The organism is Labrys sp. WJW, from assembly GCF_001676615.1.
GTDB classification, from domain to species: Bacteria; Pseudomonadota; Alphaproteobacteria; order Rhizobiales; family Labraceae; genus Labrys; species Labrys sedimenti.
On sequence record NZ_LYXZ01000001.1, the window covers coordinates 322,771 to 340,299 of the forward strand.

General features: G+C 63.4%; 17 protein-coding genes. 10 read left to right on the plus strand and 7 right to left on the minus strand.

Annotated elements, in window-relative coordinates; all coding sequences use genetic code 11:
- Positions 1 to 5: 5 nt before the first annotated feature.
- The 7 genes from BA190_RS01375 (at position 6) to BA190_RS01405 (ending at position 6,420) form a co-directional block, all read left to right on the plus strand.
- On the plus strand, positions 6 to 1,019 hold the full coding sequence (locus BA190_RS01375) for a 2-hydroxyacid dehydrogenase (protein ID WP_245314481.1): 1,014 nt from the start codon (positions 6 to 8) through the stop codon (positions 1,017 to 1,019).
- Between the two features lie 283 nt (positions 1,020 to 1,302).
- On the plus strand, positions 1,303 to 2,331 hold the full coding sequence (locus BA190_RS01380) for a 2-aminoethylphosphonate ABC transporter substrate-binding protein (RefSeq protein ID WP_068281611.1): 1,029 nt from the start codon (positions 1,303 to 1,305) through the stop codon (positions 2,329 to 2,331).
- A gap of 14 nt (positions 2,332 to 2,345) precedes the next feature.
- A complete protein-coding gene (locus tag BA190_RS01385; protein ID WP_068281612.1) occupies positions 2,346 to 3,485 on the plus strand; it encodes an ABC transporter ATP-binding protein in 1,140 nt (379 codons plus the stop codon).
- A complete protein-coding gene (locus BA190_RS01390) occupies positions 3,478 to 4,344 on the plus strand; it encodes a 2-aminoethylphosphonate ABC transporter permease subunit (RefSeq protein ID WP_068281613.1) in 867 nt (288 codons plus the stop codon). Before BA190_RS01385 ends, BA190_RS01390 begins: the two co-directional genes overlap by 8 nt.
- Positions 4,328 to 5,125 carry an ABC transporter permease subunit gene (locus BA190_RS01395; RefSeq protein WP_068281614.1) on the plus strand — a complete coding sequence of 266 codons (798 nt, stop codon included), beginning with the start codon at positions 4,328 to 4,330 and terminating at the stop codon, positions 5,123 to 5,125. Before BA190_RS01390 ends, BA190_RS01395 begins: the two co-directional genes overlap by 17 nt.
- On the plus strand, positions 5,095 to 5,577 hold the full coding sequence (locus BA190_RS01400; protein WP_245314483.1) for an NUDIX hydrolase: 483 nt from the start codon (positions 5,095 to 5,097) through the stop codon (positions 5,575 to 5,577). Before BA190_RS01395 ends, BA190_RS01400 begins: the two co-directional genes overlap by 31 nt.
- A gap of 366 nt (positions 5,578 to 5,943) precedes the next feature.
- Positions 5,944 to 6,420 carry a DUF2127 domain-containing protein gene (locus BA190_RS01405; RefSeq protein ID WP_068281616.1) on the plus strand — a complete coding sequence of 159 codons (477 nt, stop codon included), beginning with the start codon at positions 5,944 to 5,946 and terminating at the stop codon, positions 6,418 to 6,420.
- 9 nt (positions 6,421 to 6,429) lie between these two features.
- Here the strand turns inward: BA190_RS01405 and BA190_RS01410 are convergent, their stop codons facing one another.
- From BA190_RS01410 to BA190_RS01425, 4 genes are all read right to left on the minus strand, one after another.
- The gene (locus tag BA190_RS01410; protein ID WP_371260272.1) at positions 6,430 to 7,629 is read right to left on the minus strand and encodes an MFS transporter; all 1,200 of its coding nucleotides are present in this window, start codon (positions 7,627 to 7,629) and stop codon (positions 6,430 to 6,432) included.
- Positions 7,630 to 7,657: 28 nt separating this feature from the next.
- Positions 7,658 to 8,200 (minus strand): Chromate resistance protein ChrB, encoded by a 543-nt coding sequence (locus tag BA190_RS01415; RefSeq protein WP_068281618.1) that lies wholly within the window; start codon positions 8,198 to 8,200, stop codon positions 7,658 to 7,660.
- Positions 8,201 to 8,323: 123 nt separating this feature from the next.
- Positions 8,324 to 9,451 (minus strand): Gfo/Idh/MocA family protein, encoded by a 1,128-nt coding sequence (locus BA190_RS01420; protein WP_068281619.1) that lies wholly within the window; start codon positions 9,449 to 9,451, stop codon positions 8,324 to 8,326.
- The gene (locus BA190_RS01425) at positions 9,438 to 10,406 is read right to left on the minus strand and encodes a hydroxyacid dehydrogenase (RefSeq protein ID WP_068281620.1); all 969 of its coding nucleotides are present in this window, start codon (positions 10,404 to 10,406) and stop codon (positions 9,438 to 9,440) included. Before BA190_RS01425 ends, BA190_RS01420 begins: the two co-directional genes overlap by 14 nt.
- 199 nt (positions 10,407 to 10,605) lie before the next feature.
- On the opposite strand from BA190_RS01425, the gene iolD reads away from it, so the two are divergent.
- The 3 genes from iolD to BA190_RS01440 all read left to right on the plus strand — a co-directional run bounded on the left by iolD (position 10,606) and on the right by BA190_RS01440 (position 14,274).
- A complete protein-coding gene (iolD, locus tag BA190_RS01430; protein WP_068281621.1) occupies positions 10,606 to 12,450 on the plus strand; it encodes a 3D-(3,5/4)-trihydroxycyclohexane-1,2-dione acylhydrolase (decyclizing) in 1,845 nt (614 codons plus the stop codon).
- Between the two features lie 101 nt (positions 12,451 to 12,551).
- Entirely contained in the window at positions 12,552 to 13,451 is a 900-nt protein-coding gene (gene iolE / locus BA190_RS01435) for a myo-inosose-2 dehydratase (RefSeq protein ID WP_068281622.1), read from the plus strand.
- A gap of 4 nt (positions 13,452 to 13,455) precedes the next feature.
- Complete coding sequence (locus tag BA190_RS01440; RefSeq protein ID WP_068281623.1) at positions 13,456 to 14,274, plus strand: SDR family oxidoreductase; 819 nt, start codon at positions 13,456 to 13,458, stop codon at positions 14,272 to 14,274.
- A 73-nt stretch (positions 14,275 to 14,347) separates the two neighbouring features.
- Here the strand turns inward: BA190_RS01440 and BA190_RS01445 are convergent, their stop codons facing one another.
- From BA190_RS01445 to BA190_RS01455, 3 genes are all read right to left on the minus strand, one after another.
- The gene (locus BA190_RS01445; protein WP_068281624.1) at positions 14,348 to 15,217 is read right to left on the minus strand and encodes a MurR/RpiR family transcriptional regulator; all 870 of its coding nucleotides are present in this window, start codon (positions 15,215 to 15,217) and stop codon (positions 14,348 to 14,350) included.
- Between the two features lie 170 nt (positions 15,218 to 15,387).
- Complete coding sequence (locus BA190_RS01450; protein ID WP_068281625.1) at positions 15,388 to 16,404, minus strand: sugar-binding protein; 1,017 nt, start codon at positions 16,402 to 16,404, stop codon at positions 15,388 to 15,390.
- 80 nt (positions 16,405 to 16,484) lie between these two features.
- The gene (locus tag BA190_RS01455; RefSeq protein WP_082979368.1) at positions 16,485 to 17,525 is read right to left on the minus strand and encodes an ABC transporter permease; all 1,041 of its coding nucleotides are present in this window, start codon (positions 17,523 to 17,525) and stop codon (positions 16,485 to 16,487) included.
- Between the last annotated feature and the right edge of the window lie 4 nt (positions 17,526 to 17,529).

A 17,529-nucleotide genomic window follows, 5' to 3' on the forward strand; every position in this document is an offset into this window, starting at 1 on the left:
GCGTCATGGTGAAAGCGGTCAGGACCGACCGGGAGCTCGAATGCCCCGCCGTCGATGCAGGGCTCAGGGCCAATGGCGTCGAACTGGTGACCCTGCCGGAGGGCATTCCTGAAGATGATCTCTGTGCGGCGGTGGCCGACGCCGATCTCCTGCTGATGTGCTACACGCCGATCACCGCCCGGGTGATCGCAGCAGCGCCACGGCTGAAGGGCATCGTCAAATATGGCGTCGGCATCGATGCGATCGACATCCCGGCTGCCATGGCGCGTGGCATACCCGTCGTCAACATACCCGACTATGCCGAGGAAACGGTCGCCGAAGGCGCTTTCGCCCTGATGATCGCGCTCGCCAGGCGCTTGCCGGCCATCAGCAGCGCGGTTGCCGAGCAAGGCTGGATCTGGCCCGAGGCGCGCTGGCTCGGGCGCGACATCGCCGGCGCGACGCTGGGCCTGGTCGGCTGCGGCAGGATCGGCCGCAGCCTTGCCCGCATGGCCGGGGCCGGCTTTCGCGCCCGCGTCCTGGGCTATGATCCCTATCTCGACGCCGCAGCCATGCGCGAAGCCGGCATCGAGAAGGTCGATGCCCTGCATGACCTCTTGGCCGCGAGCGATTTCGTCTCGATCCACAGCGTCCTCAACCAGAGCACGCGGGGCATGATCGGGGCGGCGGAGCTCGCCTGCATGAAGCCGACCGCCATCCTGATCAACGTGTCGCGCGGCGCGCTGGTCGACGAAGCGGCCCTGGTCGATGCGATCGTCGAAGGACGCCTGGGCGGTGCCGGCCTCGACACCTATTCGCTCGAACCCCTGCGCAAGGCCGGCCACCCGATGAGCCCGCTCTACCGTCATGACAACGTCATCCTGCTTCCGCATCTTGCTTTCTTCACGGTCGAAGCCATGCAGCGCCTGGAAGCGGACACCTTGGCCTGCTGCGAGGAGATCCTTCAGGGCCGGCCGGTGACGGTTCGTTCCAACGACCCCCGCCTGCGAGCACAGCGCGCCGGCATTCAGTTCGCCTGAAGCGTTTTGCGATCTGGCGGCAATCGCAAAGACATGTCGAAACAATGAGTTGGGGGCAGGAGAGCGCTCATGCCGGGGCGTGCTTTGCTCGTGGAAGCACGCAAAACCACGGCCTCGTTCAAACTATAAGCCTGGTCTTTCATTGCATAAGATAAATAGATTTTACTTATCGGACGCTTGAAAACACATTTCGCTAAGGCGTTCGGCTCCGGCCGCGGCAAGAGACAGGCAAAAGCGAAGAAAGCCGCCAAACGCTCACATCCCGTCCCGAGAGGAGAACGTCATGAAATCCAGGTTCGCCCTGATTGCAGCCCTGATGTTAGCCGGCATAGCCGTTCCGGCCCATGCCGATGGCGTGGTCACCATCTACGCCGCCGATGGGCTGCATGACGGCACGCCGAGCTGGTTCGGCGATCAGTTCGAAGCCTTTACCAAGGCGACCGGCATCGAGGTCCAATATGTCGAGGCGGGATCGAGCGGCGTGGTCGACCGCCTGGCCAAGGAAAAGTCCAACACCCAGGCCGACGTGCTGGTGACACTGCCGCCCTTCATGCAGAAGGCCGCCGCCGACAGCCTCGTGGAAGCCTACAACCCGGCGGGAGCCGACAAGATCGAGGCCCGCGACAGGGATGCAGGCGGACGCTTCTACGCCCTGGTCAACAACTACCCCAACTTCATCTACAACGCCGAAGTCCTCAAGCAACCCCCGGCGAAATACGAGGATCTCCTCGACCCCAAATTCAAGCAGAAGCTGCAATATTCGACGCCGGGACAGGCCGGCGACGGCACGGCCTTCATGCTGCAGACCTTCCACGCCTTCGGCAGCAAGGAGAAGGGGCTCGACTTCCTCAAGAAGCTCCAGGCCAACAATCTCGGACCTTCCGCCTCGACCGGCAAGTTGACGGCGCTGGTCAACAAGGGCGAACTCTATGTCGCCAATGGCGACATGCAGATGAACCTGTCCCAGCAGGCCGACAATCCGAACATCCAGATTTTCGTGCCGGCAGGCCCTGACGGCAAGAAGACGCTGTTCGCCCTGCCCTACTACATTGCCTTGGTGAAGGGCGCTCCCAATTCGGAAAATGGCAAGAAACTCATCGACTTCCTGCTGTCCGCGGAAGCGCAGAAGCAGGTCAGCGTCGTCGCCAAGGGCCTGCCGGTGCGCAATGACGTCAAGCCGGAGGACGAGAACTACAAGAAGCTCCAGGCCATGCTTCAGGGCGTCGAGATCTGGAGCCCGGACTGGATGGGCGTGCTGTCCGGATTGAAGGACAACGTCGCCGCCTACAATTCGGCCATTTCGAGCAATTGAGAGCCGACAGAGCCATGGCGAGCGCGCAGCTGAAAACCGGTCCGGGCACCGAAGCCAAGGCTGCCGCTCCTGGCGGCAGTCGCATCGGTTTCGAGAATGTCTCGGTTACCTACGGCAATCTGACGGTTCTGCATTCCCTCACGCTGACCGTCAATCCGGGCGAGGTCGTCGCCCTGATCGGCCCCTCGGGCTCAGGCAAGACAACGGCGCTACGCGCTGTTGCGGGCTTCGTCCGGCCCTCATCGGGCCGGATCATGATCGGCGAGCGCGACGTCACGCATCTCGCGCCCTATGACCGCAAGATCGGCATGGTGGTGCAGAACTATGCCCTGTTCCCGCATATGCGTGTCGACGAGAACGTCGCCTTCGGCCTAAGGGCCCACGGCGCCCGGGAAGACGCCATCCGCCAGCGCGTGCCCGAATGCCTGGCAATGGTGGGCATGTCCGCCTATGCGCGGCGCTATCCCCGCGAGCTTTCGGGCGGGCAGCAGCAGCGTGTCGCCATCGCCCGTGCCCTGGCGCCGCGTCCGCAGGTCCTGCTGCTCGACGAGCCGCTTTCGGCCCTCGACGCCCAGATCCGCCGGGCCATGATCGACGAAATCGCCAAGCTGCACACCAGCCTGCCGAACCTGACGGTGCTCTATGTCACGCACGACCAGTCCGAAGCCCTTACGCTGGCCAACCATATCGGCATCATGCGGGACGGCAAATTGCGCGCCTTCGGCACCTCTCAATCCCTGTTCCGCAATCCCCCAAACCGTTTTGCGGCCGAATTCCTCGGCCGGGCGAATCTGGTGCCGGTCAAGGATCTGCAGCCCACCGAGAACGGGCATGCCCGGGTGAGCTTCGGCGACACCTTTCTCTTCGCCCGCAACCATCACCGCCTTGCCAGCGGCAGCGATTGCCTGCTGTGCGTCCGCCCGCACGATTTCCGCTTTACCCGCGCGGCCTCGGAGCCCAACGCGCTCAAGGCCACCGTGCTCGGCGTGCAATGGCAGGGCGATGTCCAGAACATCACCTTCGAAACGGGCGGGCACACGATCCGCATGACGACGCCACCCATGGCCGATCCGCCGCAGGCCGGCGAGAGTGTGCGCATCCATTTCGAGCCCGGTGACGTCACCCTGGTACCAGAGGATCCCGCCCATGGCTGACATTGCGCTCGGCGCGGCCCCGGCGCGGCGCAATCTCGACGGGTTCTGGATCCTGCCGCCGCTCCTCGTGCTGGCGCTGCTGTTCTTCTACCCCCTTGCCCTCATCATCCGCGCCTCGCTCGGAGATGGTGCCCCCTCCCTCGCGACGTTCGAGCAGGTCCTCGGCTCCCGCCAGTTCATCGACGGGCTCTACCACACCATCGTTATCGCCATCTGCTCCACCATCGGCTGCCTGCTGCTGGGATTTGTCCTGTCGGTGGTATTCGCCTTCGTGCCCTTTCCCGGCGCCAGGCTGGCGAGCCGGCTGATCGACACGGTGATCGCGCTGCCGACCTTCCTTGTCACCCTTGCCTTCACCTTCATCTATGGCTCGGCCGGCATTCTCAACGAAACGCTGATGCATGCCTTCGCCCTGCAGCTGCCGCCCATCGACTTCCTCTATTCGCAATGGGGCGTCGTGCTGGCGGAGGTGACGGTCTACACCCCCTTCGTCATGCGCCCGCTTCTCGCCACCTTCTCCCAGATCGACCATGCGCAGATCGAGGTGGCGAGCAGCCTCGGCGCCCGGCCCCTGCGCATCGTGCGGAAGGTGATCTTTCCGGCCGCCCTACCGGCCCTGGTCGCCGGAGGGAGCCTGTGCCTGCTGCTCACCGTCAATGAATTCGGCATCGTGCTGTTCATCGGCGCCAAGGACGTCATCACCCTGCCGCTGCTGATCTACAGCAAGGCGATCCAGGAGTTCGACTATGCGACCGCCTGCGTCATCGCCGTGGTGAACATCGCGCTCTCGCTCGGCCTCTACACGCTCTATCGCATCATCGTGGCTCGTTTCGGAGGCAGCAATGCTGGTGTGGTCTAAAGCCGAGCGCGGCGCCCTGTGGGCGGCCGTGGTGCCGCTTTTCCTCCTCGTCTACGGCCTGCCGATCGGGGTCATCGTCCTCGCCAGCTTCAGCGGGCAGTGGAACGACATCCTGCCCTCGCACCTAACGACCCAGCATTATGCCGATGCCTTTCGCACGGCCTCCTTCGCATCGCTCAAAGCCAGCATCCTCACAGGGATCATCGCCAGCCTGGCGGCGCTCGTCTGCGGCACCTGGGCCGCCCTGGCCCTGCGCCGCTTCAAGCCCCTGCCCAAGCGGGTGCTCGACCTGTTCTTCTTCGTGCCGAGCGCGGTGCCATCCGTCTCCATCGGCCTTGGCCTGCTGGTCGCCTTCAGCCAGCCTCCCTTCCTGCTCAACGGCACGCGACTGATCGTGCTGATCGCGCATTTCATGCTGATCTCTGCCTTCACCTACGGCACGGTCACCGCCGGCCTCGCCCGCCTTCCCATCGATTGCGAACAGGTTGCCGAGAGCCTGGGCGCGCGCCCCTTCTACCGCCTGCGGCGCGTAACGCTGCCCTTGCTCACGCCCTATCTGATCGCCGCTTTCAGCCTCTCCTTCGCCCTGTCGATGGGAGAACTCGGGGCGACCGTCATGGTCTACCCGCCGGGCTGGGTTACCCTGCCGGTCCGCATCTTCTCGCTGTCGGACCGCGGCGCGATCTTCGATGCCGCCACGCTCACGACGATTTTGGGTGCCGCAACCCTGATCGTACTGATCACCCTCACGTGCCTTTCGAGCAGGGCGATGTCGAGATGACGCCGGACCTTGCCAAACCCTCGCCCTCCCTGCGCCAGGTCGCGGCACTGCCGGTACGGATGAAGCGCGGACGCCTGGAGGCCTGCCTCGTGACGACACGCACGACGAGGCGGTGGACCTTGCCGAAGGGCTGGCCGGTCAAGGGACGCAAGGATCCCCAGGCGGCAAGGATCGAGGCAAAGCAGGAAGCCGGCCTCGTCGGCAAGGCCGACAAGAAGCCGATCGGCACCTATCCCTATTGGAAACGCCTCGATACCCATTTTGTCCTGGTCGAAACCACCGTCTATCGCGTCGAGGTCAAGGCGACCTTGAAGAAATGGAAGGAACAGGGCCAGCGGGACGTGCAATGGGTGCCGCTGGAAGAAGCGGCGCTTCTCGTCGCCGAACCGGGCCTTGCCCGCTTGCTGCGAGACCTGACGCATCGAGCCTACAGCATCGAACCTGATTTCTGAAGCAGGCTCGATGCTGTAATGCCTTGTTGCCGCATCTTTTTTGCCGAAAACCGCTACCCACTTTTCGGCGCGATGCTCTAGCCAATCGGGCTGGGCTCCTGAATTCGCCAGGACTGAAAGCACTGCTCCAGGCTACCCCCGATCGATCCGCAGGATATCAAGCAAGAGCGCTCCTCGCCTGGGCTCGCCACGCTCGGAAATGCAAGGCCTCTATTCGGCGCCATGATCGAGGACTACAACAAGGCGATGCTGCCATCCTGTGCACAACAGTGCTGGTATTCCGCGCGACGGCCAATGCCCAGGCTCGAACTGCAGCTCGCATGTGTATATTCGTATTCTCCCCGCTGATGCTGGCGCCGTCATCTCATGAATGAACATCGGGTTCACAAGATCTTCCAGATCGGCGTTCTGCTGAAAGGGGCACATGCACTGACAGAATGCGCAGGCGGCATCGCCCTTGCCCTGGTCAGCACCAATACAATCCGCGCTTTCGTCAACTGGCTCACGCAAGAGGAGCTGATCGAAAACCCGCATGACTTCATCGCCAGCCACCTATCCACCTTCGCCCAGAATTTTTCCATCGAGACGAAGCACTTCTACGCATTCTACCTGCTGGGTCACGGCGTGGTGAAACTGGCGCTGGTCATTGGCTTGCTGAAAGGCAAGCTTTGGTCGTATCCGGCATCGCTGATCGTGCTCGGGCTTTTCATCGTCTACCAGCTCTACCGCTTTTCCTACACGCATGGCGCAGGGCTGATCGTTCTCACCATCCTGGACGTCGTGGTGATGGGGTTGATCTGGCACGAATACCGTCTCGTGCGTCACCATTTGCCTATGAAGTAGAGCCTCCGGTCATCCACGCATTCCGGACAGATGCGCGCGGACCGGCAGCAAGGCGAGCAGGGTCAATAGCGAGAAAGCAGCCCCTGCGAGAAACGTGGCTTGCGGCCCTGCCAGATCCCACAGCGCCCCTGCGATCACGCTGGCGGCGAGCAGCGCGAGGCCGGTGATCAGATTGAACATGCCGAAGGCGGTGCCGCGCAGCTCGGCAGGTGCAGTTTCAGCAATCAAGGTGGCCAGCAGTCCCTGAGTGAACCCCATATGCAGCCCCCAGAGCGCCACGCCCAGGCACACGCCCATGATGCCGGAGGCGAAGGCGAGCACCAGATCGGCAACAACCAGCAGGACGAGGCCGATGACGAGGATCGCTATCCGGTCCATCCGGTCTGAAAGGATGCCGGCCGGATAGGCCGAGAGCGAATAGGCAAAGGCCATGATCACCAGCACGATCGGCACGAACGCCAGGGGCAGGCCGATCGACTGCGCGCGCAGGATGAGAAACGCTTCGGAAAAACGGGCGAGCGTGAAGACCGCCGCGACGACAACCACCCACCAATACGTCTTTCCGAGGCGGCGCAACTCGTCGCGCCGGAGCGGCATGCGGACGCGGCGCAGGTTCTGCGGTCGCTCGGGCTCCTTGACCGCCACCAACAGAACACCGACGGACAGGAACGCCGGCACGACGGCAATCCAGAACACGGCCTGGAAGTGATTGGCCGTCAGCCACATCAGGCCGATCGCCAGAAGCGGACCTGCAAAGGCACCGATGGTATCCAGCGATTGGCGCAGGCCGAAGCTCGCACCGCGCAGATGCGGCGGCGCAAGGTCGGCGACGAGGGCATCGCGAGGCGCGCCCCGGATCCCCTTGCCGATACGATCGACGAACCGCGCCGCAACCAGCCAGTCGATCGAATTGGCCAGGGGAAAGACCGGCTTGGTGAGGGCGGCCAGACCATAGCCGAGAGCAGCCAGGAATTTGCGCTTGCCCAGCCAGTCGCTGAGCGCACCCGAGAACACCTTGGTGATCGAGGCGGTCGCTTCCGCGATGCCCTCGATGATGCCGACGGCAAGCGTGGACGCGCCAAGCACCGTCACCATGTAGACGGGCAGGAGCGCGTGGATCATCTCCGACGAAACATCCATCAGCATCGACACGAAGCCGAGCGCCCAGATGCCGGCTGGAATGCCGCGGCGCGAGGGAGAAGGCGTCATGGTTTCGGCTGTCTTCCGACCGGCCATCTCAGCGGTTCTCGTCCTGCGCCTCGAAGACGCGCTGGGCGTAGCCGTCGAGCAGCGCCTCGCAGGCCCGCAGGCGCTCGACCGCCTCCCCTGCGAGCGAGGCACCGTAAAAATCGAGTTTCCTGATCTTTTCGAGCCACCCCTGGAGCTTCTTGAGGTCGGTGTCCTCTTCCTCCAGCTCGGCATAGGTGAACTTGTTGATCGCGATTTCCTTGGCGATCTCCTTTTCGAAATCGGCGCATCGGCCCAGAAATTCGCGATACTGCTCGTCCCGATCGTTCTTGAAGCGGCTCACGACCTTCTCTTCCTGACCTTGATCGAGCGCGACCGTCTCCAGGATCACGCAGTCCCCCGTGAGGTCCGCGATATCGTTCTCGATCATCTTCAGGCGGCGGATGTGGTCATTGGTCTTGGGCAGGAGACACACGCCGTTCTGCAGATAGACAGCCCCCATCCCCTTGAGCCGCCGCCAGAGCGCGATACGCCTGGCAGCGGGTTCGGGTGGCACCTTATAAGTCAGCAATAACCAGGATAGTGAAACCATAGAGCCGACTGTAATGAAACGACCGTAACATTTCAATTGCAATCATATTATGAGTTCTCGGACGTATCCGCCTATTCTCGACGAAAAGCCTGCGACGGGGAGCGGTCTCCTTTCCGCCAGCAACTATCGGGACGTGTCGATCCAGCGCCCTTCGACGCTGGATTTTTGGATCGCCTCGACCAGCGACTGGATGCGCTGGCCCGACCTGAAACCGAAGGGCTCGGGGCGTTTGCCGGCGATGGCATCGACGAAGCCGGCGATCTCGATTGCCTTGAGGTCGTTGAAGCCAAGCTGGTGGCCGGGGGCAACGCAGAACAATCCATAGGGGGCGTGGTCCGGGCCGGCCTCGATACGGCGGAAGCCGCGTCGTCCCTGCCTGTCGGCCGTGTCGAAGAAATGCAGCTCATTGAAGCGTTCCTGGCTGAAAACCAGCGCGCCCTTGGTGCCATAGACCTCGAAATCATGCTGCATCTTGCGGCCGGTGGCGATCCAGCTTGCCTCCAGGCTGCCGGACGCGCCGTTGGCGAAGCGCAGGAAGGCGCGGCCGAGATCGTCGACCTCGACGTTCCGTCGCCCACCCTGGCCATCGGGCCGGCTGGCGATTACGGTGACGCTGTCGCCCTGGACGCGTTCGATCGGCCCGAGCAGGAACTCCGCCGTCGCCAGCGCATGGCTGCCCAGATCCGCCAGGGCTCCGCCGCCGGCCGGATCATGCCGGAAGGTGAAGGGGCTTTCGCCATCGGCCATGTAGTCCTCGGCATGGATGCCGCGATAGCTGCGGATCTCGCCGAGCTCACCACCGCGGATCATGTCGCGGGCCAGCGAAAACAGCGGATTGCACAGATAGTTGAAACCGACCTGGGTACGGACGCCGGCGGCTTGCGCGGCCTGCGCCATCTCGGTCGCATCGGCCGCCGTGGTGGCAAGGGGCTTTTCGCAATAGACATGCTTGCCGGCCGCCAGCGCCGCCAGCGCCATCTCCTTGTGCAGTGCATTGGGGGCGGTGATGTCGATCACATCGATGCCGGGATCGGCGACGAGGGTTTTCCAGTCGCCCGACGAGGCATTGAAACCGAGCGTCTGCGCCGCGGTGGCGGCCAGCTCCGCACTACGGTCGGCAACCGTGTGCAGCACGATGTCATAGGCGAGGTCGAAGACCCGCTGTGCGGCCGCAAAGCCGAAGACATGGGTCTTGCCCATGAAACCCGTACCGATGAGGCCGATTCTGAGTTGCTGCTTAGCAGTTGGCATTGAGCTGTTCTTTGTTGACGACAAGGGCCGGGTCGATGGCGCCGGAAAAGAAATCAAGCACGTTCTGTACCGAAGAAATGGCCATCCGCTCGGCGCATTCAGCCGTCAGGCCGGCGATGTGCGGTGTCAGGATCACCCGATCGAGCCCGAACAGCGGGTGGTCGGCAAGGGGAGGTTCGTCATCGAAGACATCCAGGCCGGCAGCCGAAATCCTTCCCTGGCATAGCGCCTCGAGCAGGGCCGCCTCGTCGACGACGCCTCCGCGCGCAGTATTGACGACAATTGCGGAGGGTTTCATCGCCGCGAGTTCTTCGGCACCGATCGCCGGGCGCGCAGCCTTGGGCACATGCACCGATATGGCGTCCGCCCAGCTCAATCCGGCGGAAAGGTCATCGACAGCGGCAACCGGTCCGCCTGGCCAGCCGGCGACCTGGAGATAGGGATCATATGCCCGGATTTCCATGCCGAAGGCTCCGGCATATCGGGCGAGCTGGCGTCCCGTCCGGCCAAACCCCATGATGAGGAGACGCTTGCCGGATAGTTCCGTGGCTTCGAGCCTGTTGCGCCAGGTCCAGTTGCCCTCGCGCACGCTGGCATCGGCCCGCAACAGCTTCTTGGCGCAGGCAAGCAGCAGCAGCATCGCGTGCTCGGCCACCGAGATCGAATTGACATCGCCCACGATCGCAAGCGCGATGCCCCTGCTGTTCAATGCCGGCAGGTCGACGGCATCATAGCCGACACCGTGCCGCGAAACGATCTTGAGCTTGTCGGCTCGGGCGATGACGGGGGCCGAGAGAGGCTGCGTGCGAATGACCAGGCCGTCCGCGGCGGCGATGAAAGGGGCGTAGCTTTGTTCCGAGACCTCTTCGACATAGTCGAACGTCACCTCGGGAGCGGCTTGCAGCAATGCGATTCCGCTCGGATGCAATTTGCCGGCGACGAGTACGTGCGGCATCGTTTCCTCCGGCCCAGCGCTGGTGGCTGGTTCTGTCGACCGTTTCATGCCCGGTGATGGAGGGGTGCGCTGTCATGCTCGCTCATGAGCTGGCATCTTCCTCTGCAAGGCATTTTGCAATGGTGATTGCAAATATGTTGCATTGTCAATAATCATTTCGTAAGCAATGGAAAAATCGCGGTTGCGTGGGAGGAACACGATGCCGGCAACACTCCGCCTCACCATGGCCCAGGCCCTGGTCCGTTATCTGTGCAATCAGTTTACAGTCGTAGATGGGGCTAAGGTTCCGCTCTTTCCGGGCGTCTTCGCGATCTTCGGCCATGGCAATGTCACCTGCCTGTCCGAGGCCCTGGAGGCGGTCAAGGACAGCTTCCCGACCTGGCGCGGCCAGAACGAGCAGTCGATGGCCCTGGCGGCAATCGGCTTTGCCAAAGCCAAACGCCGGCGCCAGATCATGGTGGCGGCGAGTTCGATCGGGCCCGGTGCGCTCAACATGGTCACCGCGGCCGGCGTCGCCCATTCCAACCGCCTGCCGGTGCTGCTGCTCTCGGGCGACACTTTCGTCAACCGGCGCCCCGATCCCGTCATGCAGCAGGTGGAGCATTTCGGCGACCCCACCATCAACGTCAACGACGCGTTCAAGGCCGTGACGCGCTACTGGGACCGCATCGTCCATCCCGAACAGATCATCTCCTCCCTGCCGCAGGCCGTGGGCGTGCTGCTGGATCCGGCCGATTGCGGGCCTGCCTTCATCGCGCTGCCGCAGGACGTCCAGGAAATGGCCTGGGACTATCCGGAAGCGTTCTTCGAGCCTGTCGTGCACAAAATCCCGCGGCCGCGCCCGGATCGCGACCGGCTCCAGGAAGCGGTCAAGATCCTGCAGCAGGCAAAGCGGCCCCTGATCATCTCAGGCGGCGGCGTGCGCTATTCCGGCGCCGAAAAGGCCCTGGCCGAGTTTGCGGCGAAGCGAGGCATTCCGCTCGCCGAGACCATTGCCGGCAAGGGTGCCCTCACCCACGACCATCCCGCCCATGTCGGGCCGATCGGCATCGTCGGCTCGACCTCCGCCAATGCGCTCGCAGGTGAGGCCGATGTGATCCTCGCCATCGGCACGCGCCTGATGGACTTCACCACTGGTTCCTGGACCGCCTTCTCGCAGACGGCGAAATTCGTCTCCATCAACGCGGCGCGCTGGGATGCTACCAAGCATCGGGCGCTGGCCGTGATCGGCGATGCCCTGGAAACCGTCGAGGAACTGGCGGGCGCTCTTGGCGATTGGAGAGCGCCGGCCGCCTGGACACAGAAGGGCGTGGCGGAATTCGCCAAATGGAATGCCATGCTCGATGGCTTCCAAAAGCCTACCAACGAGCCGGTGCCGACCTATGCGCAGGTCGTCGGGGTGGTGAATGCCAAGGCCGGCAGCCGGGACCTGCTCATCACCGCTGCCGGTGGCCTGCCCGGCGAAGTCATGAAGAACTGGCGGGTCAAGGAGCCCAATACCTTCGACTGCGAGTTCGGCTTCTCCTGCATGGGCTATGAGATCGCCGCGGGCTGGGGTGCGGCCATGGCCGATCCGACGCGCACGCCGATCGTCATGATCGGCGACGGCACCTATATGATGATGAACTCGGACATCTATTCGACCGTCCTGAGCGGCCACAAGATCATTGTGATCGTCTGTGACAATGGCGGCTATGCCGTGATCAACCGCCTGCAGAATGCCAAGGGCGGGGCTTCCTTCAACAACCTGATCAAGGATTGCCGGGTGAAGGAACCCTTCGCGGTCGACTTTGCCAAGCACGCCGAAGCCATGGGCGCCCTGACCCGGCAGGTCGACAGCCTCGCCGATCTCGGCCCCGCCATCGAATGGGCCCGGAACAACGACCGGACCACGGTGATCTCCATCGTGTCGGACGCCTTCACCTGGACGCCGGGTGATGCCTGGTGGGATGTCGGGGTTCCCGCTACGAGCGAGAGGGGCCAGGTGCGCGAGGCACATGCCTCCCAGCTCGACGGGCGCAAGCGCCAGCGTGTCGGAGTATGACGGGCGCATATTGCGATGCGCCAAAGCTATCCTGATCCGCCAAGACTGTCCTTTGGATGTGATCGACCTCGATTTCCATCGATGCAGATTTGGAGAACCCCATGAAAGCCCGACTTGGCATCGCACCGATTGCCTGGTGGAACGACGACTTGCCCGAACTCAGCGATGACGTATCGCTCGACGAGTGCCTGCGCCAGGCCCGCGAGGCCGGCTTTACCGGCATGGAGACGGGCCGTCGTTTCCCGATGGATCCCGGCGAGCTCAAGCCCGTCCTGGACAAACACGGCATGAGCGTTTGCGGTGGCTGGTTCTCCGGCCTGCTGCTCGACGGCGATATCGAGATGGAAAAAGAGCGCATCGCCGGACAGATGGCGCTCTTCAAGGCGGTCGGGGCGCCGTGCATCGTCTATGGTGAAACCGCCGGCACCATCCAGGGCAATCGCTCGGCGCCTCTGGCGACCAAAAGGCGGCTGGGCGAGGACGAAATCAAGGCCTATGGGCGCAAGATGACGGCCTTCGCCGAATGGTGCGCCGGACAGGGCATGCCGATCAGCTACCATCATCACATGGCAGCGGTGATCGAGACCGAGGCCGAACTCGATCTCCTGATGAAGCACTCCGGAGAAGCCTTGCCCCTGCTCTACGATGCCGGTCACATGGCTTTCGCCGGCGGCGACGTGCTGCGGGTGATCGACAAGCACCATGCCCGCATTTCCCATGTCCACACCAAGGATATCCGCGCCGCGGTGGTCGAAGGCCTCGATCGCACCAAAGAGAGCTTTCTTGATGCCGTGGTGAAGGGGGCCTTTACCGTTCCCGGAGACGGATCCCTCGATTTCGAGGCGATCGTGAAGCGGCTGGCCGCCCATGGCTACGAAGGATGGTTCGTCGTCGAGGCGGAGCAGGACCCCGTCAAGAGCCCGCCGCTGCAGATGGCCAGGATCGGGCACAAGGAATTGCTGCGGGTGATGGCCGCGGCCGGCTATTCGGTGGAGAATTGATGCCATGAACCGCATGGATGGAAAGATCTGCGTCGTGACCGGCTCGACGCAGGGGCTGGGGGCCGCGATCGCGCATGAGCTTGCTGCCGCGGGAGCTGCCGGCCTGGTCACGCTTGGCCGCAATGCCGCCAAGGGGCAGGCGGTGGCCGATGAGATCAGGGCGCGGACCGGCGTTGCCGTTCACTTCGTCAAGGCCGATGTCGCCGATGTCGGGCAGTGCAGGCACGCCATTGCCGAAGCCGACCGCGTCCATGGCCGGGTGGATGTCCTCGTGAACGCCGCCGCCTGCACCGATCGCGGCACGATCCTCGATACCTCGCCCGAGTTGTTCGACCAGCTCTTTGCCACCAATGTCCGCGGCCCCTACTTCCTGATGCAGGAGGCGATGAAGCTGATGATCCGCGACGGCATTGCGGGATCTGTCTGCAATATCGGCTCGATTTCCGAACATGCTGGACAGCCTTTCATCAACGCCTATTGCGCCTCCAAGGGTGCCCTGGCGACGCTGACCCGCAATACGGCCTTCTCGGTGATGAAGAACCGTATCCGCGTGAACCAGCTCAATGTCGGCTGGATGTCGTCCGATCATGAACGCGAGCTGCAGGCGGCCTCCACCGGCGATCCCGACTGGGAGGCCAAGGCCGCGGCGGCACTGCCTTTCGGCCGGCTCGTCGATCCCGCCGAGGCGGCCAGGGCCGTCAATTTCATCGTCTCCGATGATGCCGGGCTGATGACGGGCGCCGTGATCAACTACGACCAGACGGTGTGGGGCGGAGCGGCCGGCATGATGCCGGTCCCCACCGAAGCCCTTTCCCTGGCCTGATCGCCTTGGCCAAGGGCATCCTGGCGACCGGAAGCGGCCTTTGACGGGCCGCTTCTTCTCGAATGCACTCGTTCTAAGGCTGCGTGACGATCGGGATGCGGGGATCGGGAGCCTTCTGCAGGCGTGCCGCCAGCGCCGCCGTCAGGGACTGCGCCAGGCACATCGGGGCCGCCAGGGACCGTGAAAACGTATACTGATGCTCGGGCACTGCGAACAGCACGGTTGCATTCTTGGCGAGGGGCGAAAGGGTCGAGTCCGTTATCGCCAGGATCGGCAGCTTCCGGGCCGCCGCCTGCTCGACGATATTGACGACTTCGGTCGCATAAAACCGGAAAGAGACGGCAAAGAGCAGATCCGTGGGCCGCATGGTGCCGGCGATATGGGTGGAAAGGCCGCCGCTCGCATCGAGGAGAACGGTGCGCTTTCCCAGCATGGTCAGGATGTAGCGGGTGAGATCGACGATCGGCGCCGAGCGAAGCTGGCCGACCAGATAGATGGTGTCGGCCTTCTCCATCAGGTCGACGGCCTTTTCGATGGTCTCTCCCATCGTCAGGTTCAGCAGTTCCTGCAAGGCGTCGATGTCGCGCAGGACCAGATCGTGCAGGAAGCCCCAGCCGCCGACATTCTCCCGGTCGCTCAGCTCCGACTCCAGGGCCTTGATTCTGGCCTGGAAGCCAGGGGCGGCCGTCGACAGCCGTCGCTGGAAGACCGCTTGTACTTCCTTGAAGCCCTTGTAGCCCAGCATCTGGGCAAAACGCACGAAACTGGAGGCATGAATGCCGCAGGTATCCGCGATGGCGTTGAGGGACATCACCGCGACATCATTGGGATTCTGGGTCAGGTAAACGGCTATATTCTGATAGGCCTTGCTCATCCCGTCATATTTGTCGTGGATGACCCGAATTAGGTCCTCATAGTCTTGCGGGACACTGTCGGCGCCCATGAATATGTCCTTCTCCAATCACCGGCAGCTTGGGAATATGCCGTATACAGATCGCGCTTTATCATAGGTATGCCGCGCAGCGTTAGCCACGCGGCATATCTGGACCTGCCCGCAGGGTGGCCCGGAAGACCGATGGGCCCTTGCAGGCTGCATGGAACGGCTTGGCGTCGTCAGTTGCCGCCGCCGATGCAGGTGGCGACGTTATCGGGCGTGCAGACGTCCAGGCCGGTATAGCTGGGATCCTTGGGCGGGGCCTTGCCGTCCTTGATGTCCTTGAGGAAATACATGGCCTTGTAGCCCATCTCGAAGGGACGCTGGCCGACATTGCCGGAAGCCAGGCCTTCCTTGAGAAGGTCGATCTGCACGGGCAGCGTATCGGCAACCACCAAAGCGAGGGCGCCGGACGCGATCTTGCTCTTATATTTGGTCGCCACCTGCCGATAAGCGTCGGGCAGGAATTCCGGGAAGCCGCCGGTCGGGATGAAAGCGTCGAGATCGGGATATTTGCCGAGCGTGTCTTCGAGCTGCTGCACCGATTTCGGGAAATCGTCATCGGTATAGAGCGGGCACCCGTCGACTTCCGTCCAGCCATTCTGGCCGGTCAGTCGATCGCCCGGGGACTGGGCGCTCGGCTTGCCGGCAAGGGTGTCGCGAATTCCCTGCATGCGTTCATTGTGGTTGGCGGCTGCCGCACCACCGGACTGGATGCAGATCTTGCCACCCTTCGGCTTGATCTTCATGGCAATCTTGGCGAGGTTCACGCCGATCTCGTAATTATGCGTGCCGACATAGGCGACACGTTCGCCCTTGGCATCTGGAAGCAGATCGGAGTCCCAGGTCAGCACCGGGATCTTGGCCCCGGCCGCGCCCTGCAGCGCCGCGGCGATCGCCGGTGCATTGGCGACCGAGACGGCGATGCCATCGACGCCCTTGGTGATGAGGTCCTGCACCATCTGTGCCTGTTCATCGCCACCGCCATGTTCGCCCGGGCCGACATAGAGGCATTCGATGGCGCCGTTGAGTTCCTTTTCCGCCTTCTTGCAGCCGGCCTGAGCCTGGTCGAAGAAGGGATTGTTGGTGTTCTTGGGGACGAGCGCGAAGGTCAGCTTGTCGGCGGCATGGGCGCCGCCGGCCGTCGCAGCAAGACCAACGGCGAGGGCCGCCGAGGTCAGCAGGTATTTGAGCATAGTCTCCTCCGGATGTTGTGCCCTCCGGGGCGTGTCGTCGACATGCCCTTGGGGCGTTCACACGATGCCGGTTCGACCGGTCATTCGCGTCTCTTGCCGCGGATCCGCTCGAGCAGGACCGCGAGAACCAGGAAGCTGCCGACGAAGACGCCCTGCCAGTTGGAATCGACGCCGGCCATGAGCAGGGAATTGCGGATCACTTCGAGCAGGGCTGAGCCGATCAGCGCTCCGAAAGCACCGCCCTCCCCGCCCATCAGATTGGCGCCGCCGATCACCGTGGAGGCGATGGCGCGCAACTCGTAGCCCGTGCCCAGGGAGTTGATGGCCGAACCGGCCCAGCCGACACTCAGGATCGCGGCGATGGCACCGCTGACGCCCGAGACGACATAGGCCTGCAGCTTGATGCGCTTGACCGGGACGCCGGTGAGGTTGGCAGCCTGTTCGTTGCCGCCTATGGCGATCAGATGCCGGCCCCATGTCGTCATGCGCATGACCACGAAGAGCGCGACAGTGAGCACGACCAGCACCCAGACGGGATTGGCGATGCCGAAGATCGCGCCGGCGCCGATGGCCTTGAAGGTCGGGCCGCCGGGACCGAAATTGTAGAGCATCTTGTTGCCGGACAGGACGACGGCGACCGAACGGGCCGCCGAGAGCATGCCGAGCGTGACCACGAAGGGGGACAGGCCGACATAGGCGATGAGCCCGCCATTGACGGCGCCGGCTATGCCGCCGGCAACGAGGCCGGACAGCACGGCCGCATACCAGGGATACCCCGCCTCCAGCGTCAATCCGCAGACGACTGCGACCAGGCCCATGATCGAGCCGACGGACAAATCGATACCGCCGGTGACGATCACGGCGGTGGCACCGAGCGCCATGATGCCGATAAAGGCGAAGTTGCGGGTGATGTTGTAGAAATTATCCTCGGTGGCAAAGCGCGGCTCGCGGATCGACATCACGACGCAGATGACGAGCAGTGCGACCGTCACCCAAAAGGCCTGGCTGGAGACGAGCGACTGCCACAGTGATTTTTCCTTCGTCCCCAGGACCGACTCGATGGAAACATTGGCGGATGCAGGCGCATTGGCCTGCTTGGAATGGTTGGAAGCATCCGTCATCGCA